The organism is Streptomyces sp. ID05-39B (assembly GCF_033794725.1).
GTDB classification, from domain to species: domain Bacteria; phylum Actinomycetota; class Actinomycetes; order Streptomycetales; family Streptomycetaceae; genus Streptomyces; species Streptomyces bobili.
Genome location: NZ_JARGEF010000002.1, coordinates 87,442 through 110,945 on the forward strand (window position 1 = coordinate 87,442; position 23,504 = coordinate 110,945).

Annotated in this window: 21 protein-coding genes and 1 pseudogene; 12 read left to right on the top strand and 10 right to left on the bottom strand. The window is 71.7% G+C overall.

Going from position 1 to position 23,504, the window contains the following annotated elements; translation table 11 throughout:
* Nucleotides 1-2: 2 nt before the first annotated feature.
* Complete coding sequence (gene xylB, locus P1P75_RS01340; protein WP_319251074.1) at nt 3-1,448, bottom strand: xylulokinase; 1,446 nt, start codon at nt 1,446-1,448, stop codon at nt 3-5.
* Nucleotides 1,449-1,564: 116 nt separating this feature from the next.
* Between xylB and xylA the strand changes: the two genes are divergently transcribed.
* Both xylA and P1P75_RS01350 read left to right on the top strand, forming a co-directional pair.
* A complete protein-coding gene (gene xylA, locus P1P75_RS01345; protein WP_319251076.1) occupies nt 1,565-2,731 on the top strand; it encodes a xylose isomerase in 1,167 nt (388 codons plus the stop codon).
* A gap of 443 nt (nt 2,732-3,174) precedes the next feature.
* The gene (locus P1P75_RS01350; protein WP_319251078.1) at nt 3,175-3,462 is read left to right on the top strand and encodes a hypothetical protein; all 288 of its coding nucleotides are present in this window, start codon (nt 3,175-3,177) and stop codon (nt 3,460-3,462) included.
* A gap of 241 nt (nt 3,463-3,703) precedes the next feature.
* On the opposite strand, the gene P1P75_RS01355 is transcribed toward P1P75_RS01350, so the two are convergent.
* Nucleotides 3,704-5,008 (bottom strand): SWF or SNF family helicase, encoded by a 1,305-nt coding sequence (locus tag P1P75_RS01355; RefSeq protein WP_319251080.1) that lies wholly within the window; start codon nt 5,006-5,008, stop codon nt 3,704-3,706.
* The gene (locus P1P75_RS01360; protein WP_319251082.1) at nt 5,005-7,869 is read right to left on the bottom strand and encodes a DEAD/DEAH box helicase; all 2,865 of its coding nucleotides are present in this window, start codon (nt 7,867-7,869) and stop codon (nt 5,005-5,007) included. The genes P1P75_RS01355 and P1P75_RS01360 overlap by 4 nt, the downstream gene beginning before the upstream one ends.
* Nucleotides 7,870-8,105: 236 nt before the next feature.
* On the opposite strand from P1P75_RS01360, the gene P1P75_RS01365 reads away from it, so the two are divergent.
* The gene (locus tag P1P75_RS01365) at nt 8,106-8,288 is read left to right on the top strand and encodes a hypothetical protein (RefSeq protein WP_150469752.1); all 183 of its coding nucleotides are present in this window, start codon (nt 8,106-8,108) and stop codon (nt 8,286-8,288) included.
* Nucleotides 8,289-8,341: 53 nt separating this feature from the next.
* Here the strand turns inward: P1P75_RS01365 and P1P75_RS01370 are convergent, their stop codons facing one another.
* Nucleotides 8,342-9,202, bottom strand: coding sequence for a hypothetical protein (locus tag P1P75_RS01370; RefSeq protein WP_319251085.1), 861 nt, complete (start codon nt 9,200-9,202; stop codon nt 8,342-8,344).
* Between the two features lie 137 nt (nt 9,203-9,339).
* Nucleotides 9,340-9,678: pseudogene (locus P1P75_RS01375) on the bottom strand (hypothetical protein).
* Between the two features lie 116 nt (nt 9,679-9,794).
* Here P1P75_RS01375 and P1P75_RS01380 point away from each other — a divergent pair.
* Nucleotides 9,795-10,691, top strand: a complete 897-nt coding sequence (locus tag P1P75_RS01380; RefSeq protein ID WP_319251087.1) for an oxygenase MpaB family protein — start codon at nt 9,795-9,797, stop codon at nt 10,689-10,691.
* Here the strand turns inward: P1P75_RS01380 and P1P75_RS01385 are convergent.
* Nucleotides 10,677-11,201 carry a PadR family transcriptional regulator gene (locus P1P75_RS01385; protein WP_319251089.1) on the bottom strand — a complete coding sequence of 175 codons (525 nt, stop codon included), beginning with the start codon at nt 11,199-11,201 and terminating at the stop codon, nt 10,677-10,679. The two genes, P1P75_RS01380 and P1P75_RS01385, sit on opposite strands and share 15 nt — an antisense overlap.
* Nucleotides 11,202-11,339: 138 nt before the next feature.
* Between P1P75_RS01385 and P1P75_RS01390 the strand changes: the two genes are divergently transcribed.
* Nucleotides 11,340-12,098 (top strand): alpha/beta hydrolase, encoded by a 759-nt coding sequence (locus P1P75_RS01390; protein WP_319251091.1) that lies wholly within the window; start codon nt 11,340-11,342, stop codon nt 12,096-12,098.
* 3 nt (nt 12,099-12,101) lie between these two features.
* Here the strand turns inward: P1P75_RS01390 and P1P75_RS01395 are convergent, their stop codons facing one another.
* On the bottom strand, nt 12,102-12,701 hold the full coding sequence (locus tag P1P75_RS01395) for a class I SAM-dependent methyltransferase (protein ID WP_319251093.1): 600 nt from the start codon (nt 12,699-12,701) through the stop codon (nt 12,102-12,104).
* Between the two features lie 152 nt (nt 12,702-12,853).
* Between P1P75_RS01395 and P1P75_RS01400 the strand changes: the two genes are divergently transcribed.
* The 5 genes from P1P75_RS01400 to P1P75_RS01420 all read left to right on the top strand — a co-directional run bounded on the left by P1P75_RS01400 (nt 12,854) and on the right by P1P75_RS01420 (nt 17,989).
* Complete coding sequence (locus P1P75_RS01400; protein ID WP_319251095.1) at nt 12,854-13,645, top strand: MHYT domain-containing protein; 792 nt, start codon at nt 12,854-12,856, stop codon at nt 13,643-13,645.
* A 46-nt stretch (nt 13,646-13,691) separates the two neighbouring features.
* Nucleotides 13,692-16,265: a nitrate- and nitrite sensing domain-containing protein gene (locus P1P75_RS01405; protein ID WP_319251097.1), complete on the top strand. Its 2,574-nt coding sequence runs from the start codon at nt 13,692-13,694 to the stop codon at nt 16,263-16,265.
* Nucleotides 16,262-16,699 carry a roadblock/LC7 domain-containing protein gene (locus tag P1P75_RS01410; RefSeq protein WP_086764408.1) on the top strand — a complete coding sequence of 146 codons (438 nt, stop codon included), beginning with the start codon at nt 16,262-16,264 and terminating at the stop codon, nt 16,697-16,699. Before P1P75_RS01405 ends, P1P75_RS01410 begins: the two co-directional genes overlap by 4 nt.
* 21 nt (nt 16,700-16,720) lie before the next feature.
* A complete protein-coding gene (locus P1P75_RS01415; RefSeq protein WP_319251099.1) occupies nt 16,721-17,134 on the top strand; it encodes a DUF742 domain-containing protein in 414 nt (137 codons plus the stop codon).
* Nucleotides 17,135-17,383: 249 nt separating this feature from the next.
* A complete protein-coding gene (locus tag P1P75_RS01420; RefSeq protein ID WP_319251101.1) occupies nt 17,384-17,989 on the top strand; it encodes an ATP/GTP-binding protein in 606 nt (201 codons plus the stop codon).
* A gap of 18 nt (nt 17,990-18,007) precedes the next feature.
* Here P1P75_RS01420 and P1P75_RS01425 read toward each other — a convergent pair whose 3' ends face one another.
* Nucleotides 18,008-18,436, bottom strand: coding sequence for a PPOX class F420-dependent oxidoreductase (locus P1P75_RS01425; RefSeq protein WP_319251103.1), 429 nt, complete (start codon nt 18,434-18,436; stop codon nt 18,008-18,010).
* A 107-nt stretch (nt 18,437-18,543) separates the two neighbouring features.
* Between P1P75_RS01425 and P1P75_RS01430 the strand changes: the two genes are divergently transcribed.
* Together P1P75_RS01430 and P1P75_RS01435 are read left to right on the top strand one after the other, a co-directional pair.
* Nucleotides 18,544-18,957, top strand: coding sequence for a roadblock/LC7 domain-containing protein (locus P1P75_RS01430; RefSeq protein ID WP_319251105.1), 414 nt, complete (start codon nt 18,544-18,546; stop codon nt 18,955-18,957).
* A gap of 130 nt (nt 18,958-19,087) precedes the next feature.
* Entirely contained in the window at nt 19,088-19,993 is a 906-nt protein-coding gene (locus P1P75_RS01435) for a DUF6397 family protein (RefSeq protein ID WP_319251107.1), read from the top strand.
* 26 nt (nt 19,994-20,019) lie between these two features.
* Here the strand turns inward: P1P75_RS01435 and P1P75_RS01440 are convergent, their stop codons facing one another.
* Nucleotides 20,020-20,886 (bottom strand): acyl-CoA thioesterase II, encoded by an 867-nt coding sequence (locus P1P75_RS01440; protein WP_319251109.1) that lies wholly within the window; start codon nt 20,884-20,886, stop codon nt 20,020-20,022.
* A 40-nt stretch (nt 20,887-20,926) separates the two neighbouring features.
* Nucleotides 20,927-23,440 (bottom strand): DUF3516 domain-containing protein, encoded by a 2,514-nt coding sequence (locus P1P75_RS01445; protein ID WP_319251111.1) that lies wholly within the window; start codon nt 23,438-23,440, stop codon nt 20,927-20,929.
* Nucleotides 23,441-23,504: the final 64 nt, after the last annotated feature.

Below are 23,504 nucleotides of genomic sequence, written 5' to 3' on the forward strand. Positions count from 1 at the left end.
CCTCAGTGGGTGTCCGTGCCCCGCTCCAGCAGCGGGGCCGCGTCGGAGAGTACCCCGGCGATCCTGGCCAGGGCCGCCTCGTCCCGCTCGACGGCGTCGAGCACCGGGCCACGCGCGGTGTTCCAGCGCCGGGCCACGGCGGCCGGGTCCTCCCCGGTGAGCAGGCCGGCCGCCTGTGCCGCGGCGCCCAGCGCGACGAGTTCCCTGGCCTCCGGGATCTGCACGGGCCGCCCGGACAGCCGGCGCACGGTCTGCTGCCAGGCCGTGCCGCGGGCGCCGCCGCCGATCAGCAGGAGAGGGGCCGAGCGGTCCGCGTCCTCGTCCAGGACCAGGTCCAGCGCGCCGAGCAGGGAGTGCACGGCACCGTCGTAGGCGGCCTGGAGCAGCTGGCCGGCGGTGGTGTCGTGGCGCAGGCCGTGCAGCAGACCGGAGGCGTTCGGCAGGTTCGGGGTGCGCTCGCCGTCCAGGTAGGGCAGGAGCGTGAGGCCGGTGGTGGGCTCGACGGCCTCGCGGTCCAGGCCCAGCAGTGTGGCGATCCGGTCGACGGCGAGGGTGCAGTTCAGCGTGCAGGCCAGCGGCAGCCAGTCGCCGTGCGCGTCGGCGAAGCCGGCCACCGTGCCCGTCGGGTCGGCCGGACGGCGCTTCGACACGGCGTACACCGTGCCCGAGGTGCCGAGGCTCAGCACCGGAGTGCCGGGGCGCAGGCCGAGGCCCAGCGCCGCCGCGGCGTTGTCGCCGGTGCCCGCGGCGACCAGGGTTCCCTTGGAGAAGGGCAGGTCGTGGCTGTCCCGCACGGTGCCCGCGACCTCGCCGGGCCGCACCACGCGCGGCAGCAGCGCCGGGTCGAGGCCCACGTGCGCCAGGATCTCCGCGTCGTACGCCTCGGTCCCGGAGGCCCACCAGCCGGTGCCGGAGACGTCGCCGCGGTCGGTCGTGCCCTCGCCCGTGAGGCGTTCGGTGAGGTAATCGTGGGGGAGGCGTACGGCCTTCGTCGCGCGCAGGGCCTGCGGTTCGTGCTCGGCGAGCCAGGCCCACTTCGTCACGGTGAAGGATGCGGCCGGCACAGATCCGGTGCGCTCCGCCCAGAACTTCGCGCCACCCAGTTCCTCCGTCAGCCGGCGGGCCTGCGGGGCCGAGCGCACGTCGTTCCACAGCAGCGCCGGGCGCACCGGCTCACCGCGCTCGTCCAGCGTCACGAGCCCGTGCTGCTGCCCGCCGATCGACACCGCCGCCGCTTCGTGCGCAGCGTCACCGCACTGGCGCAGGGCCTCGTGCAGGGCCTCCCACCACTGGCGCGGGTCGCTCTCCCGGCCGGCGCCGGAGGACACCGTGTGCGGCGCCTGGCCGCTCGCGACGACCTGACCGGTGGCCGCGTCGACCACCAGGACCTTGGTGGACTGGGTGGACGTGTCCACGCCGACGACGAGCGGTCCCTCGGCTGCTGACATCGAGATCTCCCTAACTTTTTCCGCGGCTCTGCGGGATCTGACTTCCCAGAGATGCCTCCGCATACTAATTTGTAAACGGCCATGACGAAATAGTCTGCAAGCAAGGAGCCGCGGCAATGAGCTACCAGCCCACCCCCGACGACAGGTTCACCTTCGGTCTGTGGACCGTCGGCTGGCAGGGACGCGACCCGTTCGGTGACGCCACGCGCGGCGCCCTGGACCCGGTCGAGACGGTGCAGCGCCTGGCCGAGCTGGGCGCGCACGGTGTGACCTTCCATGACGACGACCTGATCCCCTTCGGGTCCTCCGACAGCGAGCGCGAGGCGCACATCAAGCGCTTCCGCCAGGCGCTGGACGCCACCGGCATGAAGGTGCCGATGGCCACCACCAACCTCTTCACGCACCCCGTCTTCAAGGACGGCGCGTTCACCGCGAACGACCGCGACGTGCGCCGATACGCCCTGCGCAAGACGATCCGCAACATCGACCTGGCCGCCGAGCTGGGTGCGAAGACCTACGTCGCCTGGGGCGGACGTGAGGGCGCGGAGTCCGGCGCGGCCAAGGACGTGCGCGTGGCCCTCGACCGCATGAAGGAGGCCTTCGACCTCCTCGGCGAGTACGTCGTGGATCAGGGCTATGACCTGCGCTTCGCCATCGAGCCCAAGCCCAACGAGCCGCGCGGCGACATCCTGCTGCCCACCGTCGGCCACGCCCTGGCGTTCATCGAGCGCCTGGAGCGCCCGGAGATGTACGGCGTCAACCCCGAGGTCGGCCACGAGCAGATGGCGGGCCTGAACTTCCCGCACGGGATCGCCCAGGCCCTGTGGGCGGGCAAGCTCTTCCACATCGACCTCAACGGTCAGTCCGGCATCAAGTACGACCAGGACCTCCGCTTCGGCGCCGGCGACCTGCGCTCGGCGTTCTGGCTGGTCGACCTGCTGGAGACCGCCGGCTACAGCGGCCCGCTCCACTTCGACTTCAAGCCGCCGCGCACCGAGGACCTGGACGGCGTGTGGGCCTCCGCCGCCGGCTGCATGCGCAACTACCTGATCCTCAAGGAGCGTGCGGCGGCCTTCCGCAACGATCCCGAGGTCCAGCAGGCCCTGCGCGACTCGCGCCTGGACGAGCTGGCCCAGCCGACCGCCGCAGACGGCCTTCAGGGCCTGCTCGCCGACCGTGGTGCGTTCGAGGACTTCGACACCGAGGCGGCCGCCGCGCGTGGGATGGCCTTCGAGCGCCTCGACCAGCTGGCCATGGACCACCTGCTCGGCGCCCGCGGCTGACGGCACGCGCGCGTGGGTGCCCCAGGGCGCTCGCGCGCGCCGTCCGTCGCGCACACGCGTGTGTGCGGCGGACGCCGATGTCCGCCCCCGACCCCTGCGGCTTCGGCCTGCACTCGCGTGTGCGTGACGAGCACACCCGCGGCTGCCCGGCGGCCTCCGTGCGGAGTACGTCGGAATCATGCCGTCCATGGCATGCGCGCGTATCAACTTCCGTGCGAGGCTCGCGCTTCGGCCGCTCCGGCGCGAGGCTGGACGCCATGGCCATGCCGCCCGTACCGCCCAAGCCGCCCGGCCCGCCGGGTGACACGCCGCCTCCGGGCGGTTTCGGACCGCCCGCGCCGGACTTCGGCCCCGGAGGCGGTGACCGGCCCCCGTCCGGGCCGCCTCCTGGGCCGCCCGGACCTCCCGACGGCCCCAGGAGGCGCAGGAGTCCCCTCTTCGCCGTGCTTGCGCTGCTGGCCGCCGCCGCGGTCGTGCTCGCCGTCGTGCTGGTGGCTTCCGGGAACGACGATTCTCCGGACGGCGACCCACCGCCGGGGAAGGGATCCTCACCCGCCCCCTCGCTCAGTGTCCCGAGCGAGCTTCCCAGCGGATTCCCGACCGAGCTGCCCACCCAGTTGCCCAGCGAACTGCCGTCCCAGCTCCCCAGCGACCTGCCGAGCGACCTGCCGACCGCGCTGCCGAGCGATCTCGAGTCGCTCCTGCCGTCCCTGGAGGAACTGCTGCCGTGACCGCGCCGCCGTGCGGCACACGCGCGTGATGCCGTGTGCCGCACGCGCGTGATGCCGTGTGCGACACACAGGTGTGCCGTGCGGCACGCACACACGCGTCCCGCACGGCACGGCTCACCGGCCGGGTGTCAGAGGCCCTTCGGAAGGCGGACGTACGTCACCTTCGTCTCGATGCCGCTGGTGTCGCGGTTCACGAGCGCGACGCCCCACCTCGGGAAAGCGCTTCCTCAGCTTCCTCCGATTACTCCGCCTGTCCCGTCCCCTCGGACCCCACGGCGGCCAGGGCGGTCGCCGGATCCTGGGCCGCGTCCCCGGCCGGCACCCAGCGCCCGCGCTCCTTGCGGTACGGCCACCAGCGGCCGTCCCGCCCGAGGCGCAGCTGGCCGGCCGGCCCGGCCGGCCCGGCCACGGTCCAGCGGTTGCCCCGCACCCGCAGCACCGGCCGCTCGTCCTCCTCCCAGGCCGTGTTCAGGGCGGCACGCGCGCGTGCGAGTGCCTCGCCCTCGACGGCCCACTCCTCCTCGAGCACCGCCAGGGCGGCCACGCCCCCGGTGCGCCAGGCCCGCACGGCCAGCGCCAGTTGCTCCCGGCTGCGTCCCGTGCCGGTGGCCAGCCGGTCCAGCACGGACCGCGTCGAGTTGGTACCCCGGTCTCCGGGGAGTCCCGCGGCCAGCCGCACCGCGTCCTCACCGACCGTCAGAGCCCTCGCCGGAGCCGCCCGTTTCGCCCCGCCGCGCACCGCCTCCGCGAGCAGGACGTGGGCCTGCGCTGCCGTACGGGCGGCCAGTGCCTCCAGGGCCGCTGGTTCGACTTCGCCGGGAGGTGGAGCCTCGGTGTCCAACCTGGGCGGCACACCGGGCTGTTCGGGCAGCTCCGGCACGGCGGGCAGCGGAGGAAGGACATGCCCCGCGAGATACGCCTCCACCGCATCGACGCCCTGCTGCGGCGAGGGTTCGGGCTCCGTCGGCACCGCGGTGCTGCGGGCCTGGAGATCGGCGAGGAGAGCCTGTTCGGCACGTCCGCGAAGGAGCAGCAGGACGAACGGGTCCTGATCGAGCAGCCGCGCCACCTGATAGCACAGGGCCGCCGTATGGCCACAGTGGTCCCAGGCGTCGCAGCCGCACTCCGCCTCCAGGTCGCCCAGCCCCGGCAGCAGCTCGATGCCCGCGGTCTCCGCGTCCTCGACCAGATGCGGCGGCATCTCACGGTCGAGCAACGCGGCGACATGTCCGGCCCGTTCCACGGTCAGGTCCAGGAACCGGTCCCACTGGGCGTCCGTCAGGACGTCGAGCAGCACGTCGGCCCTGTACCCCGTGCCGTCACGGTCCCGGACGACAGCCGTGATCCGTCCGGGCCGCACCGACACCGCGCCCACCGCTCCCGCGCGCGCGAGCCTGCGGCCCGTCCGCACCTGCTCTCCGTCCAGCGCTCCGCCCTCCAGGGCCGCCAGCCACGCCCGACCCCACCAGGACTGGGCGAACCCCCTGCCGTGCGCGGGGGGCAGTGCCTCGAAAGTACGTTCCCGTTCGTTGTCGTACGCGTTCATCGTGTGCCCCCTCGCAGTTCCACCAGCTCGGCCAGTTCGGCGTCCGACAGCGCCGTGAACCCCGCCTCGCCGGAGCCGAGCACCGCGTCGGCGAGACGCTGTTTGCGCCGCAGCATGTCGGCGATGCGGTCCTCGATCGTGCCCTCCGCGATCAGCCGGTGCACCTGCACCGGCCGGGTCTGCCCGATGCGGTAGGCGCGGTCGGTGGCCTGCGCCTCGACGGCCGGGTTCCACCAGCGGTCGTAGTGCACCACGTGCTCCGCGCGCGTGAGGTTGAGTCCGGTACCGGCCGCCTTGAGCGACAGCAGGAACACGGGGACCTCGCCGGCCTGGAAGCGCGCCACCATCGCCTCGCGCGCGGCGACGGGCGTGCCGCCGTGCAGGAACTGGGTCGGTACGCCCCGCGCGGCCAGATGCCGTTCGAGGACCCGCGCCATGCCGACGTACTGCGTGAACACCAGGACGCCGGCCCCCTCGACGAGGATCGTGTCGAGCAGTTCGTCCAGCAGTTCCAGCTTTCCCGAGCGTCCGGCGGTCCTCGGCCGGTCCTCCTTGAGGTATTGCGCCGGGTGGTTGCAGATCTGTTTGAGGCCGGTCAGGAGCTTCACGACCAGCCCACGCCGTGCCATGTCGTCGGCCTCGGCGATCGCCGCGAGCGTCTCGCGCACCACGGCCTCGTACAGGCCCGTCTGCTCCTTGGTGAGGAACACCGGGCGATCGGTCTCGGTCTTGGGCGGCAGCTCGGGCGCGATGCCCGGGTCCGACTTGCGGCGGCGCAGCAGGAACGGGCTGACGAGCCGGGTGAGCCGCTCCGCCGCGGTCGGGTCCCCGCCCGCCTCGACGGCTCGGGCGTAGCGCGTGCGGAACGTGCCGAGCCGGCCCAGCAGCCCGGGTGTCGTCCAGTCCAGGATGGCCCACAGTTCCGACAGGTTGTTCTCGACCGGCGTGCCCGTGAGCGCCACGCGCGCGCGTGCCCCGATGCTGCGCAGCGCCCGCGCGGTCTCCGAGTAAGGGTTCTTCACATGCTGCGCCTCGTCCGCGACCACCAGACCCCACGCCACCTCGCCGAGCCGGCCGGCGTCCAGGCGCAGCGTTCCGTACGTGGTGAGGATGAACTCCCCGTCGGCCAGGTCCGCCAGATCGCGCCGCGGCCCGTGGAAGCGGCGTACCGGTGTGCCGGGGGCGAACCTCTCGATCTCCCGTTGCCAGTTGCCCATCAGGGAGGTCGGGCACACCACCAGGGTCGGCCCGGCGGCCGAAGGGTCCGTCCGGCGGTGCAGATGGAGGGCGATCAGGGTGATGGTCTTGCCCAGACCCATGTCGTCGGCCAGGCAGCAGCCGAGCCCGAGGGACGTGTTCCTGGCCAGCCAGCCGAGGCCGCGTCGCTGGTAGTCGCGCAGCGTCGCATCGAGCCCGGCAGGCTGCTCCACCGGCTCCTGGTCGTCCGGGCGCGTCAGCCGCTCCCGCAGGCCCGCCAGCCATCCGGTGGGCTGGACCTCGACCCGACGGCCGTCGACCTCCGTGGAGCCCGTCAGGGCCGCACCCAGCGCATCGATCGGTGACACCTTGCGGTCCTGCCGGTCCCGCGCGCGACGCAGTTCCCGGGGGTCGATCAGCACCCACTGGTCGCGCAGCCGGACGAGCGGCCGGTTCGCCTCCGCGAGGCGGTCCAGTTCCTCGTGCGTGAGGCGCCGGTCGCCGAGCGCGAACGACCAACTGAAACTGAGCAGCGCATCCGCGGACAGCAACGACGGCGCGTCCGAGCCTGACCTGTCCGGTACGGGAACCTCGTCCGGAGGGCCCACCACCGCGCGGGCGGTGAGCGTGCGGGCCAGCTCCCGGGGCCAGTGCACCTCCACTCCCGCCCCGGCGAGCGCCCGCGATCCCTCGCCCAGGAGTTCGGTGACTTCCTCGTCGAGCAGATCGACGGCGTCCGGGACGGCCGCCGACAGCAGGGGCGTGAGGGCCGGCCACGCGCGGGCGGCACGGCGCAGGGCGAGAAGGGCGTCCATTCGCGCGCGTGGGCCGAAGGCCTGGTGGCCCGCGCCGGTGTCCTGCCAGATCTCGGCGGCGTCCGCGACGAGCGAGGGATCACTCACGCTGTGCACCTGGGGCACGGCGCGGAAGGCCGCCACCGCCTCGGGGGCCGCGGGGGAGAGACCCGAGACCTCGATCCGCAGTGAGACCCGCACCCCCGCGTCGTGTCCTGCCGCGACATCGGCGGCCCAGGACCGCAGTTGCGGCACGTGCAGCGGTTGTGATGCCGCGTAGGCCGCACCGCCCGTCAGCAGCGGGGCGGCGGGGGAGCGGGGGAGGGTGTCGGCGACCGCGTCCAGGAAGGCTCGCAGCAGGCGCTCCTGATCGGGAAGTCGCAGGGGCGGGGTGCCGGTGAGTGGCACGGCGTGCGCCTCGGGAGGCATTGCGGCGGCCAGCCTGCGGATCCCCTCGACGTCGTCGGGCCCCAACGGGCCCGCGCGCCAGGCGTCATGATCGTCCGAGAGGCCCGGCAGCAGCAGTCCACGCGCGGTGAACTCCAGGGCGGCCAGCGTTGCCGCACCCCAGAACGCGGCCGCCCGGTGTGCATCGGGGACGGCACGCGCGCGCGTGAGGACGTGCAGGGCCTCGTGCACGGGCAGGAGTACGGCGGACACGCGGACGAGTTCCACGCCCGCGCTGGTGGGCCGGACGACGGACAGGTCCTCCACCGAGCCGGACCCCGACGCCGGCACGGGTGCTGTGGCACCGTCGGGACGCCAGAAGGCGACGCGGCCTGTGCGCGCGGGGACGCCGGGCACGAACACGGCAGGGCAACGAGCCAGTTCCACGATCTCGGACGGTGTTTCCGCGGAAACCCACTGCACGGAGATGCTTACTCCTCAAGTTTGACTACCAAGGGTCGGCCGCCGAGGGTACAACACATTTCCACTGAACGCGCACCCTTCCCGGAAGTGATCCGGGAAATGCGCGGTTGAACCCCTCTCGGGGGCACGTCAGGGGTGTACATCAGGGACGTCTCAGGGGTGATGCTGGAACCGCGCGCCGCGCAGAGCCGTTTTCAGACCAGAGAGCGGCAGTGGCCGCGGAGGAGGCGACGCACATGTCCAAGAACGCGAAGATCGCGGCAGGAGGAGTGGCCGTAGGGCTCCTGCTGCTGATCTGGCTGCCCTGGTGGGCGGCCCTGCTGATCATGGTGGGAGTTCCGGCGGCGGCGTACCTCATGCTGGATCCGTCGCAGCGGCGCAGGCTGCGCCGTGTGACACGCAAGGAGCTCGGTCGCTGAGGCGCGGGGGGCCGCGCCGCGGCCCCCCGCCGTCGAGCGTGCTTCCGTCCGGCTCAGCTCGGCCGTACGGCCATCTTGTCGAGCGCCTCGAGCAGGCCGGGCAGCTCGGGTCCCCGGCCGACCGGCAGGACCTCGCCGGGTTCGTCGTCGAGCAGGACGAAGGCGATGTCGTCGGTCCGGGCCACCAGCGACCAGCCCGGGCCGTCCGCTCGCAAGGTGCGCGCGTCACCTGGCGCGAACGACGAGCGCACCCGCCCCAGCGGAGGCGGCGTCTCCACATAGGCACGGACCTCCGCCAGAACACGCCGGACGCCGCCGCGCCCAGCCGGGGAGCCGTCCTTCTCGCCTTCCTCCGCGCTCTCGGCCACCTCGGTCGTCCCGGCCGCCTCCGACTCAGTGCCTGCGGGTGCGAACTCGGCGTCGTCGATCTGCTCACGCCACAGGGCCCACTGGAGCGCGATCTCGTCGGCTCCCAGCCGGCGCTGGGCGGGGCCCCAGGTGGTGGTGTCCGGCGGGCGCAGGGCAGGGCCGCCCGCCGCCTCCGGGTCGGGATCGTGCGGCGCCGGTACGCCGGGCGCCGCGACGGCGACGGCCAGCGGCCAGCCGGGCAGAGCGGCGACCACCGTCCGCTCGTCGGGCGACAGGTCGTACTCCATGCCGCAGTCCCATGACGCGATGGCGACGGCCACCAGCGACACGTCGTCGATGGCCACCGTCCACCGGGCGCCCTCGCCGTCCTGGCCCAGCACCAGGCCGTAGCCGTCGGCGAGCGGCGCGAGGCCCAGCGCGCCACAGGCCTCCGGGTAGTCGTCGCCCAGCACACTCGGGAACTTCGCCGGCGTCAGCAACACCGCCGTGAGCACATAGAGCGCATCGTCCGCGGCGGCGACGGCGTCCTCTTCCGTCCCGGCCATCCCAGCCTCCCCATCGGTTCGTCCATCGGCGCGCACCCTAGTGCGGCGAGAAGCCGCTTGTCACGACTCCCCGACACGCCCGGAGCTGCAATTTTCCCACCGGACGGGGGCGAATCACCCCCTGGCCGCCGACAGTGTCACGCCGATGGCAGCCCCAACAGAGCACGCGCCACGGTCCGCGGCGACTCGTCGCGCTCGCGCGCGAGAGCGATCACCGCCCGGCAGGCCAGTTCGTCGACCCCGAACGACAGTGCCTCTGGGGACACCCAGCCCACCGCCTCCTCGCTCCCGTCCAGGTCGTCCTCCGCGCACGCCGAGACCTATGCGGCGGCCGCCTCGAACAGGTTGTGCGCACGCTTCCCACCGGAGTTCCGCGGAGCACCCGCGGACCGCTCCTCTCCTCCCCGCCCGCACGACGCCCTCCACGCGCGGCGTCCAGAAAGCGTCCCCCAGATCCCGCGGACGGAGTCGAACATCGCCGACCGCCTTCCCTCTGCGTGGACGAACCGACCGAGTGTCATGCCGACCGAGCGTTCATCTTCTGTAGCTCAACGTAGAGTTGGAGCTCCGGCAGCAGAAGGGGGACAGCGCGGTGAAGCGCTTTGAGCGGCTCGGACGGATCCGGCGCATGGATCCCGTGGCGCAGGCCTCCGAGATCTACCGGCTGACCGTCGCCTACGAGTTCCCGTGGGACTTCACACGAGCCCTCGAACTCGCCCTCTATCGCACCTACGCGGTTCCCGGCATCGGCGCGCTGCTCGCCCGTACGGCTGAACTCACCGATCGCACCCAGAAGCGCTACGACGACACCTCGCTGCTCCTCGACGCCGTCGTCGAGCACGGATTCGACAGCGAAGAAGGCCGAACGGCCGTCCGCCGCATCAATCGCATGCACGGCAGCTACGACATCAGCGACGACGACATGCGCTACGTGCTCTGTACGTTCGTCGTGATGCCCAAACGCTGGATCGACGCCTATGGATGGCGCAGGCTGTCACGCCACGAGATCGTCGCCTCCACCGTCCACTACCGCACCCTCGGCCACCGCATGGGGATCAAGGACATCCCCTCGTCGTACGAGGAGTTCGAGGCCTGCCTCGACGCCTACGAAGCGGCCCACTTCGGCTGGGACGAGGGAGCGCGGGCGGTCTCGGACGCCACGCTCGACCTCATGGCCTCTTGGTACCCGAGGCCGCTGGCCCCCGTGTTGCGCACGGCCACCCTCGCCCTGCTCGACGAACCCCTTCTGCGGGCCTTCCGGTACACCCCGCCGGCACCCGCCACGCGCGCGCTGGTCCGCCGGGCGGTACGCGCGCGTGGGCGGGCGGTCCGGCTGCTCCCGCCGCGCCGCGCACCGCACTACGCGCGCCAGAACTGGGAGATCAAGAGCTACCCGGAGGGCTACCGCCTCGACCAGTTGGGCACCCGGCCGGTGCCCGGGCTGCGAGGCTGCCCCGTACGGCGGGGCGACGGATCAGCCGTCCAGTGACTCCAGCGTGTCGCGCAGCCACGTGAGTTCGGCCTTCGACGTCGCCCGCGCGATGGTCAGCACGCCGCGCCGGAACGGGTCGTCCAGCTCCTCGGCGCGCAGCGCCCGGTCACCGTCGTAGAAGAAGCTCGCGGGCTCCTCCAGAAAGGCCGTACGGCGTCGCAGTACGGCTGCCTGGGCGGGGGCGTCGTCGAGGTGCCGTAGGAAGGCGAGGACCGTGAACCAGCGGTTCTCGTCGGTGATGTCCCGCTCGTCGGGCTCGGTGAGCCGGCGGCGCAGCTCGATCCGTCCCTCGTCGGTGAGTCTCAGGACGTGCCGCGGGGCGGCCACGGCACCCGGCTCGGTGGCCCGCACCAGGAGTTCCGCTTTCTCCAGGCGCTTGATCGCCGGATACAGGGTGCTCTCGGCCACGGGCCGCACATGACCGGTGAGCGCCGAGATGCGCTTGCGCAGCTCGTAGCCGTGCAGCGGGGTGTCGTACAGGAAACCGAGGATGGCGAGCTCCAGCATGCCCGCATTCTGCCGTATCGACGGGGTACATCCGAGAGGTAGTACACGACTCCCGCTGTACCCCGCTCACACGATACATCGGTACCGATGTATCGTGTGACGCGTTCGAGCAGACCGTGGTGCCCCCAGGAGGCGGCGATGCAGCAGGCCGAGTTCGGTCAGGGCGGGAGCAGGATCCGCTGGACGGAGGCGCCGGGGGAGGAGCCCGCGCGCGTGTACGTGCACGGGCTGGGAGCCGCTTCGGCCGTCTATCACGCGCATGTGGCGGCGCGTCCCGAACTCGCCGGCCGGCGCAGCCTGTTCGTGGACCTCCCGGGACACGGCATCAGTGACCGCCCACGGGACTTCGGTTACACACTCGAGGAGCACGCCGACGCGGTCGCCGCGGCGCTCGACGCGGCGGGTGTCACCGGCGCGGAGCTGGTCGCTCACAGCATGGGCGGTTCCGTGGCCATCGTCCTGGCCCATCGTCGGCCAGACCTGGTCGCACGGCTGGTCGTCACGGAGGCCAACCTCGACGCCTTCCCGCCCTCGACGGCCGGCAGCAGCGGCATCGCCTCCTGGACGGAGGAGGAGTTCGTCGACGGCGGCCACGCGCGCGTGCTGGAGAAGGTCGGACCCGTGTGGGCGGCGACCATGCGGCTGGCCGACCCTCGCGGCCTGCATCGCAGCGCCGTCGGACTGCGCCGCGGATCCGAACCTGTCATGCGCGAGATCCTCACCGGGCTCGACACGATCGAGCGCGTCTACCTGCAGGGCGAGTCGAGCGGCCCGCTCGACGGAGCCGAAGCCCTCGAAGCGGCGGGCGTGCGGATCCTGACGGTGCCGGCCGCCGGTCACAACGTCATGTTCGACAACCCCGCCGCCTTCGCGCGGGCTGTCGCCGCAGACGTGTGAACCTCAGCTCTCGCGCACGGCCAGTGCGAGGAACCGGGCGTCCTCGTCGACGTACGACGTCATGCGCCACCCCGAACCCGCCAGTAGCGGTCGCAGGTTCGGTTCGGCGCGCAGGTCGCCGGGGGTGACGGTCCGGCCCTGGCGCGCCGCGAGGGCCGCCCTGCCGATCGGATGGAACAGCGCCAGCACGCCGCCGGGGCGTACCACGCGCGCGAGTTCCCGCAGGTTCCGCGCGGGGTCGGGCAGATGGGCGACGAGCCCGGCGGCGAACACGGCGTCGAGCGATCCGGAGCGCAGGGGAAGCGCGGCGACGTCGGCGAGGAGCATCCGCCCGTCACGGTCGCGTGCGGCCCGTACGGCGGCCTCCAGCATCGCCGGGGTCAGATCGGCCCCGAGCACCACTCCGGAGGCTCCCACGGCGTCGCGCAGAGGTTTCAGGGCCCGGCCGGTGCCGCAGCCCGCGTCGAGCACCCGGTCGCCCTCGCGCAGGCGGAGTGCGGCGACCGCCGCCGCATAGGCGGGAGCGTCGTCGGGGAATCTGCTGTCCCAGTGCGCCGCGCGCGGGGTGAAGAACTCCTGGACGTGTGTGTGGTCGTCGCTCATGTTCCGCATGATCCCTCACCGACACGGAGGACGCCCCGGCGCACATGTTCGAGCGTGAGGCGATCGCTCCGGTGCATAACTGGGTCACATTGCGGCAGCTTTCGAAATGCGCCCCCTTTGTGCTCCCGTGCCCCGGCTAGCGTCCCGAACCCATGGGACACCTGGACCACGCCACCTTCGGCTGGCTGACACCCGTGCTGTCGTACGCGATGGCCTGCATCGGCGCCGCTCTCGGGCTGCGCTGCACCGTTCGCGCGCTGGGCGCGACCGGCCGCTCGCGCCGCAACTGGCTCGTCACGGCGGCTTCGGCGATCGGCACCGGCATCTGGACCATGCACTTCGTGGCCATGCTCGGCTTCGGCGTCAGCGGGACGGACATCCGTTACGACGTTCCGCTGACCGTCCTCAGCCTTCTGGTCGCCATGGTCGTCGTCTGCGCCGGCGTGTTTGCCGTCGGCTATGGCCGGGACCGCACGCGCGCGTTGCTCATCGGCGGGCTCACCACCGGACTCGGTGTGGCGAGCATGCACTACCTCGGCATGGCCGCGGTGCGACTGCACGGTGACGTCACCTACGATCCGATGCGCGTCGGGCTCTCCGTCGCCATCGCCGTCGTCGCGGCGACCGCGGCGCTCTGGGCGGCGCTCAACATCAGGTCGCCGGTCGCGGTCACCCTTGCCTCGCTCGTGATGGGCGCGGCGGTGAGCAGCATGCACTACACCGGAATGTTCGCGGTCCATGTCGAGGTCACGCCGTCGGGCGAGACCCTGCCCGGGGCCACGGCGATGCAGTTCATCTTCCCCCTCGCCGTCGGCCTCGGGTCCTACCTCTTCCTGACCTCGGCCTTCGTCGCGCTGTCGCCCACCACGGGGGAACGCGAGGCGTCCGCCTCCGCCCAGCAGGCGGACAGCGCCGCCGGCCGGCAGCAGGCCCGGACCGCATGACGGGACCGGAGAGACGTCCTGTGAACCACTGACGAGCGAGGAGGCCATGCGTAAACCCCGTAGGACCCCCAAGGACGGCGGCACGACGCCGACCCCCGCGCGTGGGCGTCGCGCCCACGCCGGACCACCCGCGGACGAGGGGCCGGACGAACAGATGGCCACACCGACGGACGCGACACCCTCGCGCGCGGGTCACTGGCGGATCCGTCCGCGAACCGTCCGCGCCAAGATCGTCTGTCTGCTGATGGTGCCGGTCGTCTCCCTGCTGGCGCTGTGGGCCTACGCCACGGTCACCACGGCCCAGGACATCTCCCGGCTGCGCCAGTTGCAGCGGGTGGACGCCCAGGTGCGCACGCCCGTCGCCGCGGCCGTGGCCGCGTTGCAGACCGAACGGGCGGCCGCCGTCCGCCACGCCACCGACCCCGCCGCCGGGCAGAGCGGTGACCTCAGGAAGCTCGGCGAAGCGACCGACCGCGCGGTGGCCGACCTCCGGCTCGGCGACGAGGGCACCGTGGCCGACGGCCAGGACCTGCCCGCGGGAGTCGCCCAGCGGATCGAGGCCTTCGTCGACGGAGCCGAGCAACTGCGCCCGCTGCGGACCGCGGTGCTCGACGGCAGCGCGGGCTGGGAGCAGACGTACGGCCGGTACACCCGCACCATCGCGGCCGCCTTCTCCGTCGGTGGGGCCCTCTCCGGCATCCAGGACGCCGAACTCGGCTCCGACGCGCGCGTGCTGGTCGAGTTCTCCCGCGCGGGTGAGGCCTTGGCCCAGGAGGATGCCGTACTCGGCAGTGCCCGTCTGGCGGGCCGCCTCGACGATGAACGCATGCGGCTGTTCGCCGGCGCCGTCGGAACGCGCCGCTCCCTCACAGAGACGGCCGCGACGGACCTCCGCGGCGCCGAACGCACCGCCTGGCAGAGCCTGGCCGCGGGCAGCGCCTACGCCGTCGTGGACTCCATCGAGGACAAGGTGCTCGACGGCGGGTCCGGCACCAAGGCAGTCGCCGCCGCACCGGAGGCGACGTGGGGCAAAGCCCACGCGCGCGTGCGGGACGGGATGCGGACCATCGAGGCGGACGCCGCGCGCGATGTCGCCGAGCGCGCCGACCCGTTCACCCGCGGCCTGCTCACCCCGGCCGGCGCAGCGGTCCTGTTCGGGCTCGCCGCCGTCGCCGCCTCGCTCGTCATCTCCGTGCGCATCGGCCGCGGCCTCGTCGTCGAACTCGTCAGCCTGCGCAACGTCGCGCTGGAGATCGCCCGGCGCAAACTCCCCGAGGCCATGCGGAGACTGCGGGCGGGGGAGGAGATCGACGTCCGGGCCGAGGCCCCGTCCGGACCGCGAGCCGAGGACGAGACCGGTCAGGTGGCCGAGGCACTGGGCACCGTCCACCGCGCCGCGCTGCGGGCCGCGGTGGAACGCGCCGAACTCGCCAGCGGCATCTCCGGGATCTTCGTCAATCTCGCCCGCCGCAGCCAGGTCCTCGTGCACCGCCAGCTCAGCCTCCTCGACAGCATGGAGCGCCGCTCCGACGACCCGAACGAGCTGAGCGACCTCTTCCGGCTCGACCACCTCACCACCCGCATGCGGCGCCACGCCGAGAGCCTGATCATCCTCTCCGGTGCCGCTCCCGGGCGGGCCTGGCGCATACCGGTCTCGCTGACCAACGTGGTGCGCGCCGCCGTCTCCGAGGTCGAGGACTACGCGCGTGTGGAGGTACGACAGCTCCCGGAGACCGCCGTCAAGGGCACCGCTGTCGCCGACCTCACCCATCTGCTGGCCGAACTCGTCGAGAACGCCGCACAGTTCTCGCCGCCGCACACGCGCGTGCGCGTCACTGGCGAACCCGTCGGCAACGGCTACGCCGTCGAGGTCGAGGACCGCGGCCTGGGCATGGGCAAGGAGACCCTGGCCGAGGCCAACCGGCGCATCGAGCAGTCCGAGGCACTCGACCTCTTCGACAGCGACCGGCTCGGCCTGTTCGTCGTCAGCAGGCTCGCGGCGCGCCATGACGTCAAGGTGCACCTGCGCACCTCGCCCTACGGCGGCACCACCGCGGTCGTCCTGCTGCCCACGGCCCTGCTGCACAACGGCACGCCGGAGCGTTCCGCACACCAGGTGGCGCGGTCGCAGGAGCAGCCTCTGGAACGCGAGTACGCGCGCGTGTCCGCCGCCGACCGCCCGCAGGAGGCCGTCCCCACGACCGCCCGGCGGCCGGCGCTGGTCTCCCCCCTCCGAGCCGACGCGGAACCGACGGCCGCCGACCCGCCTCCCCCCGGAGTCACCGCCTTGCGCCTGCACCGCACACCGGACGACTCCCCCGGACCGGATCGGCCCGGCAGGCCGGGCGGGCCCCACGCACCGGACGGGCCGGATGCCGCGGACGGATCGGACGACCTTCCGCGCCGGGTCCGCCAGGCCAGCCTCGCCCCCCAGCTGCGCCGGTCGGCCACCGAGGAACCGGCCCGGACCCCAGGCCCACGAAACGACGACCGGCACACGCCCGAACTCGTACGGGACCGCATGGCCGCCTACCGCGACGGCTGGACGCGAGGCGGCGGCAGGCAACCCGGCCGCGGTGCCGCACCGGGCCGTCACAGCAGTGAAGGAGACCCCGCATGATCCAGGACCCGAGTATGAGGTCGGCCCAGCGGTCCGGCGAACTCGACTGGCTGCTGGACGACTTGGTGATGCGCGTGAGCGAGGTACGGCACGCCGTGGTGCTGTCCAACGACGGCCTTGCCGTCGGCGCGTCCACCGGGCTCAGCCGTGAGGACGCCGAACACCTCGCCGCTGTCGCCTCCGGCTTCCACAGCCTCGCCAAGGGTGCCGGACGGCACTTCGGGGCCGGCGGCGTACGCCAGACCATGGTGGAGATGGACGACGGCTTCCTCTTCGTCGCCGCCGCCGGCGACGGCTCCTGCCTCGCCGTCCTCACCGCCGTGACCGCCGACATCGGCCTGGTGGGCTACGAGATGGCGCGGCTGGTCAAGAGGGTCGGAGAGCACCTCTACACGCCACCGCGCGTCTCCGCGCGACCGCCCACCGCCGGATGAGGCGAGAGGTGACCCGCGCAGATGAACGAGAACATGACGACCGGCGCCCCACACGAACAGGGCAGCCAGTGGTACGACAACGAGGCCGGGCCCCTGGTCCGCCCCTACGCCATGACCGGCGGACGCACGAAGCCCGGACCCACCGGGGTGCGCTTCGACCTGATCGCCCTGGTCACCCTGGACCCCGCCGCGCCCGATGCCGACGGCATGGGACTCGGGCCGGAACACCGCACCCTCGTCGACCTGTGCCGCACGGAGACCCAGTCCGTCGCGGAGCTCGCGGCGGGCTCGGACCTGCCGGTGGGCGTGATCCGCGTGCTCCTCGGTGATCTGCTGGAACTCGGCTGCGTCACCGTCAGCCGTCCGGTCCCGCCCGCACAACTGCCCGACGAGCGGATCCTGCGCGAGGTCATCGAGGGACTGAGGGCGCTGTAGATGGACGTACGGACCGACCCGCAAGCGTACGGACCCGCTCCGGAACGAATCGCGCACGTCTTCGGACAGCGAACCGATCCGAGGCGGTCACATCGGGCAGACAGCGGTCGAACCCACCGGAAACCGGCCCGCCTTGTCATGATGCTGCCTTCGCACCCCCACGCCGAAGCCGCGCACGGCGGACCCGCCGCAGCGCCCCAACCCCGTACCGATGTCGACCGTTGCCGGCACTCCCGAGAGAAGTGATCCATGGTCTCCGAGCACTCCGACACCGCGGGTGGCGACAACACCCCGCTGGCGTTGAAGATACTGGTCGCCGGCGGGTTCGGCGTGGGCAAGACCACCCTTGTGGGAGCGGTCAGCGAGATCAAACCGCTGCGCACGGAGGAACTCCTCAGCGAGGTGGGTCAGTTGGTCGACGACACCGACGGCGTCGACCAGAAGGTGACGACGACCGTCGCCATGGACTTCGGCCGGATCACCATCCGCTCCGGCCTCTCCCTCTACCTTTTCGGCACGCCGGGCCAGGACCGCTTCTGGTTCCTGTGGGACGAACTGTCACAGGGAGCGCTGGGCGCCGTGGTGCTCGCCGACACCCGGCGGCTTGAGGACTGCTTCCCCGCGGTCGACTACTTCGAGCACCGCCACATCCCCTTCGTGGTGGCCGTCAACTGCTTCACCGGCGCTCGCTCCTACGGCGCCCCGGAGGTACTGCGCGCCCTGGATCTGGACAAGGGAACGCCCGTCGTCCTGTGCGACGCTCGCAACCGCGACTCGGGCAAGGAGGTGCTGATCAGGCTCGTCGAGTACGCCGGGCGGATGCACACCGCCCGGCTGCTCGACTCGGTGGGCTGAGGGACGCCGCCCTCTTCCTCAGTCCGCCACGGCCCTCTGCGCCAGAACCTTCTCGATCCCGACGCGGACCAGCAACTCACCCGGTACGGCGTTGCGGGCGCCGAACGCCGCGGAGCGCTCCTCGCCCATGTACCGCGCCGCGATCCGAGTCGCCCAGAGCTGCATCTCGCCGAGATCCTCGGAGATCCGGGCGCGCCCCTGGAGCACCACGAAGTCGAAGGGCGGCCGGTCGTCGTCCACACACAGGGCGACCCGGCCGTCCCGCACCAGGTTGCGCCCCTTCACCGTCTCCTTACCCGTGTTGAACACCACGTCGTCCCCGTCGAGCAGGAACCAGATGGGTGCCACATGCGGACTTCCGTCAGCTCGCACCGTCGACAGTTTTCCCGTGCGGGTGCCCTGCGAGACGAACGCCCGCCATTCCTCGTCGGTCATCTTCTGTGCCATGCCCCCATCCTCCTTGCCCGGCGGCCGGCCGTGGGGAAGGCTTGCGGACGGACCCGTCGGCCAGGCGGGGCCGCCAAACGGGGAAAAACGTCACGGGGAGACGGATCATGGCACAGAAACAGAGCCTGGGGTGGCTGCTGGACGACCTGACCGAGCGCGTCGAACAGGTGCACCACGCGCTGGTCCTGTCCAACGACGGGCTGGTGGCGGGCGCCAGCACGGGATTACGCCGGGAGGACGCCGAGCACCTCGCGGCCGTCTCGTCCGGACTGCACAGCCTGGCCAAGGGATCAGGCCGCCACTTCGGCGCAGGCCAGGTGCGCCAGACGATGGTCGAGTTCGACGAGGCGCTGCTGTTCGTCACCGCGGCCGGCACCGGCAGCTGTCTCTGCGTGCTCAGCGCGGCCGAGGCCGACATGGGACAGATCGCCTACGAGATGGCCCTGCTCGTCAATCGCGTCGGAGAGCACCTCACCGTGGACGCCCGCCGACCCGAGGGCGACCAGTTCACAGATCTCTGACCTGCGAGTTCGTTCTCTCCCGTGGAGTTATCCACAGGCTCAACACGAGATTCGCGAATCGGGCTACCGTTTTTCCCGAGGCCACCGCGAACATCGCCGGGGGCACAGCACTCCACGGGGGAGACCTGCCATGTCACGCAACACCGTCGCACCACCGCATGCCCAGTCCTGCGCCTACAGCCGCGCCGCACGGGAACTGGGCCTCAAGCGCTGCCAGTTCGACCTCGCCGTGAACCTCGGACGGATCAGGACCGTACCCGACGAGGGGGGCGGAGGACGACGGGTGGCCCGTACCGAGATCGAACGCCTGCGTGCGGCGCCAGGCTTTCCCGACACCCTGACGAAGAGCGTCCATGCCGTCGGAACCACCGAAGGCGCGGCCGTCATTGAGGTCCCTCCGAGCCGGTTCACCCGCCTGGCGAAGCTGGGACTGGTGGTACCGGTGAGCTTCTACCTGAACCGCTACCGGGCCGTCGTATGGCTGTATCTCGCCGACGAACTACGGCAGTTCGCCGCCGACAAGGACAATGTGACCCTGCTGACGGGGCGGACACCTGAGGGACTGCGGGACCAACTGGCCGCGGGTGTGGACCTGCGGCCCCGGAACTGGCGCGGGCGCCACCTGGGATTCCTGCTGCGGCAGGCCGACGGGCCCTGGCAGCGGGCGGGAGCCCTGGCCGCTCTCCTGGACCCGGTCCAGGTCGCCCAGATCGCCAGGGACCCCTACGAACGCTCCCACCTGAACCGCTTCCGGCCCGGACCGCCGGCACACGCAGCCCCGGGCTCACCCGCCGCACATCTGGCCGAGCGGATCACGACGGCGGACGACCCCGACGAGATCGCCTGGCTGCGCTCCGACCTGACGCACGCCCTGGAGGAGGCCCGCGTCCACCAGCCGGCACCACGCCCCGCCGTGAAGCCGGCCCCGCCCCGGCCGGTCGTGGAACCGGAGCGGCCCGCGAGTACCCGGCGGCCCACGAGCACCGAGCCGCCCAGGAGGGGACTCCTGGGCTGGCTGCGCCGCAGAAGCGCCTGAGGCGCCGGGCCCGTGACTCCCAGGCCCTACAACTTCCGGAACAGCCCTTCCTGGACGACGGACACCAGCAGTCGCCCGTCGACGTCGTAGATCCTGCCGCGGGCGAGACCGCGGCCACCGGTCGCGATGGGCGACTCCTGGTCGTAGAGGAACCACTCGTCCGCACGGAACGGCCGATGGAACCACATGGCGTGGTCCAGGGACGCCATGTCGAAGTTCCGCGGCCCCCACAGGGGCTCGACCGGGAGACGGACCGCGTCCAGGAGGGTCATGTCGCTGGCGTACGTCAGCGCGCACGTGTGCACCAGCGGGTCGTCTCCCAGCGGCCCGACGGCGCGCATCCAGACGGCACTGCGCGGCTCGGCGTCCTTGACCTCCTCAGGGCTCCAGCGCAGCCGGTCCGCGTACCGGATGTCGAAGGGCTGCCGACGTGCCATCCGCTCCAGCCCTTCGGGCAGCGCGCCCAGATGGGCCCGCACCTCCTCGGTGACCGTCGGCAGGGACTCCGGGTCCGGGACCTCGCGGGCCGGCGCCAGTTGGTGCTCGAAAGGACCTTCCTCAGGCTTGTGAAAGGAGGCGGTGAGATTGAAGATCGTGCGCCCCTGCTGGACGGCGGTGACCCGACGGGTCGTGAACGACCTGCCGTCCCGCACCCGTTCGACCTGGTACACGATCGGCACGCCGGGGCGGCCCGGCCGCAGGAAGTACGCGTGCAGCGAGTGCACGGGCCGGTCGCCCTCGGTCGTCCGGCCGGCCGCCACCAGCGCCTGGCCGGCCACCTGTCCGCCGAAGACCCGCTGCAGGGACTCCTGCGGGCTGCGGCCCCGAAAGATGTTGACCTCGATCTGCTCAAGGTCCAGCAGGTCGACGAGCCTCTCGGCCGGATTCGTCATGTGTGTGCTTCTCCTGTACCTCGTCCGCCTCTTACGGCGCTCACAGCTGGCCGACGTCGGTGACCCGGACCACGGCGCGACCCTCGGCGTCCGACGCAGCCAGGTCGACCTCCGCGCTGATGCCCCAGTCGTGATCGTCGTTCGGGTCGTCGAAGATCTGACGGACGCGCCACAGACCGTGTTCCGGCTCCTCCTTGATGACGAGCAGCTTGGGACCGCGCGCGTTCGGGCCCGTGCCCAGGTCGTCGTACTCGTCCCAGTACTTGTCCATCGCCTCGCCCCACGCGTCCGCGTCCCAGCCGGACTCGCCGTCCAGCTCGGCCAGCTCCTCGACGTGATCGAGAGCGGCGAGTTCGACGCGGCGGAACATCGCGTTGCGGACGAGGACGCGGAACGCACGCGCGTTGGCGGTGACGGGCTTGACCTCGTCGGCCTTCTCCTGCGCCTCTTCGGCGGTCATCTCCGCCGGGTTGGCCAACTGCTCCCACTCGTCCAGCAGGCTGGAGTCGACCTGGCGCACCATCTCGCCGAGCCACTCGATCAGGTCCTGGAGGTCCTCCGACTTCAGGTCGTCCGGGACCGTGTGGTCGAGGGCCTTGTAGGCGCTCGCCAGGTAGCGCAGGACGATGCCCTCGGTACGGGCCAGCTCGTAGTGCGAGACCTGTTCGGTGAACGTCATCGCCCGTTCGTACATGTCGCGGATCACCGACTTCGGCGACAGCGGATGGTCACCGACCCACGGGTGACTCTTGCGGTACACGTCGTACGCGTGGAAGAGCAGCTCCTCCAGCGGCTTCGGGTACGTGATGTCCTGGAGGCGCTCCATGCGTTCCTCGTACTCGACCCCGTCCGCCTTCATCACCGCGACGGCCTCGCCGCGCGCCTTGTTCTGCTGGGCCGCGAGGATCTGCCGGGGGTCGTCCAGCGTGGACTCCACGACGGAGACCATGTCGAGCGCGTACGACGGCGACTCCGGGTCGAGCAGTTCGAACGCGGCCAGCGCGAAGGTGGAAAGCGGCTGGTTCAGCGCGAAGTCCTGCTGAAGGTCCACCGTGAGGCGGACGACACGGCCCGTGGCGTCCGGCTCGTCGAGCTTCTCCACGATCCCGCCGTCCAGCAGCGAACGGTAGATCGCGATCGCGCGCCGGATGTGCCGCAACTGCTGCCTGCGCGGCTCGTGGTTGTCCTCCAGCAGGTGCCGCATCGCCTCGAAGGCGTTGCCGGGACGGGCGATCACGGACAGCAGCATGGTGTGCGTGACCCGGAAGCGGGACATCAGCGGCTCCGGCTCGGAGTCGATGAGCTTGTCGAAGGTGTTCTCGGTCCAGCCGACGAAGCCCTCGGGCGCCTTCTTGCGGACCACCTTGCGACGCTTCTTGGGGTCGTCGCCCGCCTTGGCGAGCGCCTTCTCGTTCTCGACGACGTGCTCGGGCGCCTGTGCCACGACCAAGCCCGCCGTGTCGAATCCGGCCCGGCCTGCCCGCCCCGCGATCTGGTGGAACTCACGGGCTCGCAGCGTGCGCACACGGGTGCCGTCGTACTTCGTCAGCGCCGTGAACAGCACGGTCCTGATCGGCACGTTGACGCCGACACCCAGGGTGTCCGTCCCGCAGATCACCTTGAGCAGACCGGCCTGGGCGAGCTTCTCCACCAGGCGCCGGTACTTGGGGAGCATGCCGGCGTGGTGCACACCGATGCCGTGCCGTACGTAACGCGAGAGGTTCTGGCCGAACTTGGTGGTGAAACGGAAGTTGCCGATCAGTTCGGCGATCCGCTCCTTCTCCTGGCGCGAACACATGTTGATGCTCATCAGCGCCTGCGCCCGCTCCACCGCCTGCGCCTGCGTGAAGTGCACGATGTAGACGGGAGCCTGCCTGGTCTCCAGCAGCTCGGTGAGGGTCTCGGTGAGCGGCGTGAAGCGGTACTCGTAGGACAGCGGCACGGGCCGGGTGGCCGAGCGGACCACCGAGGTGGGCCGACCGGTGCGCCGGGCAAGATCCTTCTCGAAGAAGGACACATCACCGAGTGTGGCCGACATGAGGATGAACTGCGCCTGGGGCAGTTCCAGAATGGGGATCTGCCAGGCCCAGCCGCGGTCACCCTCGGCGTAGAAGTGGAACTCGTCCATGACGACCTGGCCGACATCCGCGTGCTTGCCGTCGCGCAACGCGATCGAGGCGAGCACCTCGGCGGTGCAGCAGATGATCGGGGCGTCGGAGTTGACGGACGCGTCACCGGTGAGCATCCCGACGTTCTCGGTACCGAAGATCTTGCACAGTTCGAAGAACTTCTCCGACACCAGTGCCTTGATCGGAGCGGTGTAGAAGGTGACCTCGTCGCGGGCGAGAGCCGCGAAGTGCGCACCCGCCGCGATCATGCTCTTGCCGGAGCCGGTCGGCGTCGACACGATCACGTTCGCCCCGGAGACAGCCTCGATCAGCGCCTCCTCCTGGTGGGAGTAGAGCGTGAGACCGCGCTCCTGGGCCCAGGACTCGAAAGCTTCGTAGAGGGCGTCGGGATCTGCGGTCGGCGGCAACTGATCGATGAGGGTCACGCCCCCATCTTGCCTGCCCGGCTGCCCGAGGGGGGAATCGGATGCGGGACCGAAGATCATGGCA

Excerpts from the sequence above, each read along its gene's own strand:
- P1P75_RS01370 (WP_319251085.1), bottom strand. The coding sequence starts at position 9,202 with ATGGCCGGGACGGAAGAGGACGCCGTCGCCGCCGCGGACGATGCGCTC.
- P1P75_RS01355 (WP_319251080.1), bottom strand. The coding sequence starts at position 5,008 with ATGAACGCGTACGACAACGAACGGGAACGTACTTTCGAGGCACTGCCC.
- P1P75_RS01365 (WP_150469752.1), top strand. The coding sequence starts at position 8,106 with ATGTCCAAGAACGCGAAGATCGCGGCAGGAGGAGTGGCCGTAGGGCTC.
- P1P75_RS01405 (WP_319251097.1), top strand. The coding sequence starts at position 13,692 with ATGCGTAAACCCCGTAGGACCCCCAAGGACGGCGGCACGACGCCGACC.
- P1P75_RS01430 (WP_319251105.1), top strand. The coding sequence starts at position 18,544 with ATGGCACAGAAACAGAGCCTGGGGTGGCTGCTGGACGACCTGACCGAG.
- P1P75_RS01435 (WP_319251107.1), top strand. The coding sequence starts at position 19,088 with ATGTCACGCAACACCGTCGCACCACCGCATGCCCAGTCCTGCGCCTAC.
- P1P75_RS01395 (WP_319251093.1), bottom strand. The coding sequence starts at position 12,701 with ATGAGCGACGACCACACACACGTCCAGGAGTTCTTCACCCCGCGCGCG.
- P1P75_RS01420 (WP_319251101.1), top strand. The coding sequence starts at position 17,384 with ATGGTCTCCGAGCACTCCGACACCGCGGGTGGCGACAACACCCCGCTG.
- P1P75_RS01400 (WP_319251095.1), top strand. The coding sequence starts at position 12,854 with ATGGGACACCTGGACCACGCCACCTTCGGCTGGCTGACACCCGTGCTG.
- P1P75_RS01425 (WP_319251103.1), bottom strand. The coding sequence starts at position 18,436 with ATGGCACAGAAGATGACCGACGAGGAATGGCGGGCGTTCGTCTCGCAG.
- P1P75_RS01410 (WP_086764408.1), top strand. The coding sequence starts at position 16,262 with ATGATCCAGGACCCGAGTATGAGGTCGGCCCAGCGGTCCGGCGAACTC.
- P1P75_RS01415 (WP_319251099.1), top strand. The coding sequence starts at position 16,721 with ATGAACGAGAACATGACGACCGGCGCCCCACACGAACAGGGCAGCCAG.
- xylA (WP_319251076.1), top strand. The coding sequence starts at position 1,565 with ATGAGCTACCAGCCCACCCCCGACGACAGGTTCACCTTCGGTCTGTGG.
- P1P75_RS01440 (WP_319251109.1), bottom strand. The coding sequence starts at position 20,886 with ATGACGAATCCGGCCGAGAGGCTCGTCGACCTGCTGGACCTTGAGCAG.
- P1P75_RS01390 (WP_319251091.1), top strand. The coding sequence starts at position 11,340 with ATGCAGCAGGCCGAGTTCGGTCAGGGCGGGAGCAGGATCCGCTGGACG.
- P1P75_RS01385 (WP_319251089.1), bottom strand. The coding sequence starts at position 11,201 with ATGCTGGAGCTCGCCATCCTCGGTTTCCTGTACGACACCCCGCTGCAC.
- xylB (WP_319251074.1), bottom strand. The coding sequence starts at position 1,448 with ATGTCAGCAGCCGAGGGACCGCTCGTCGTCGGCGTGGACACGTCCACC.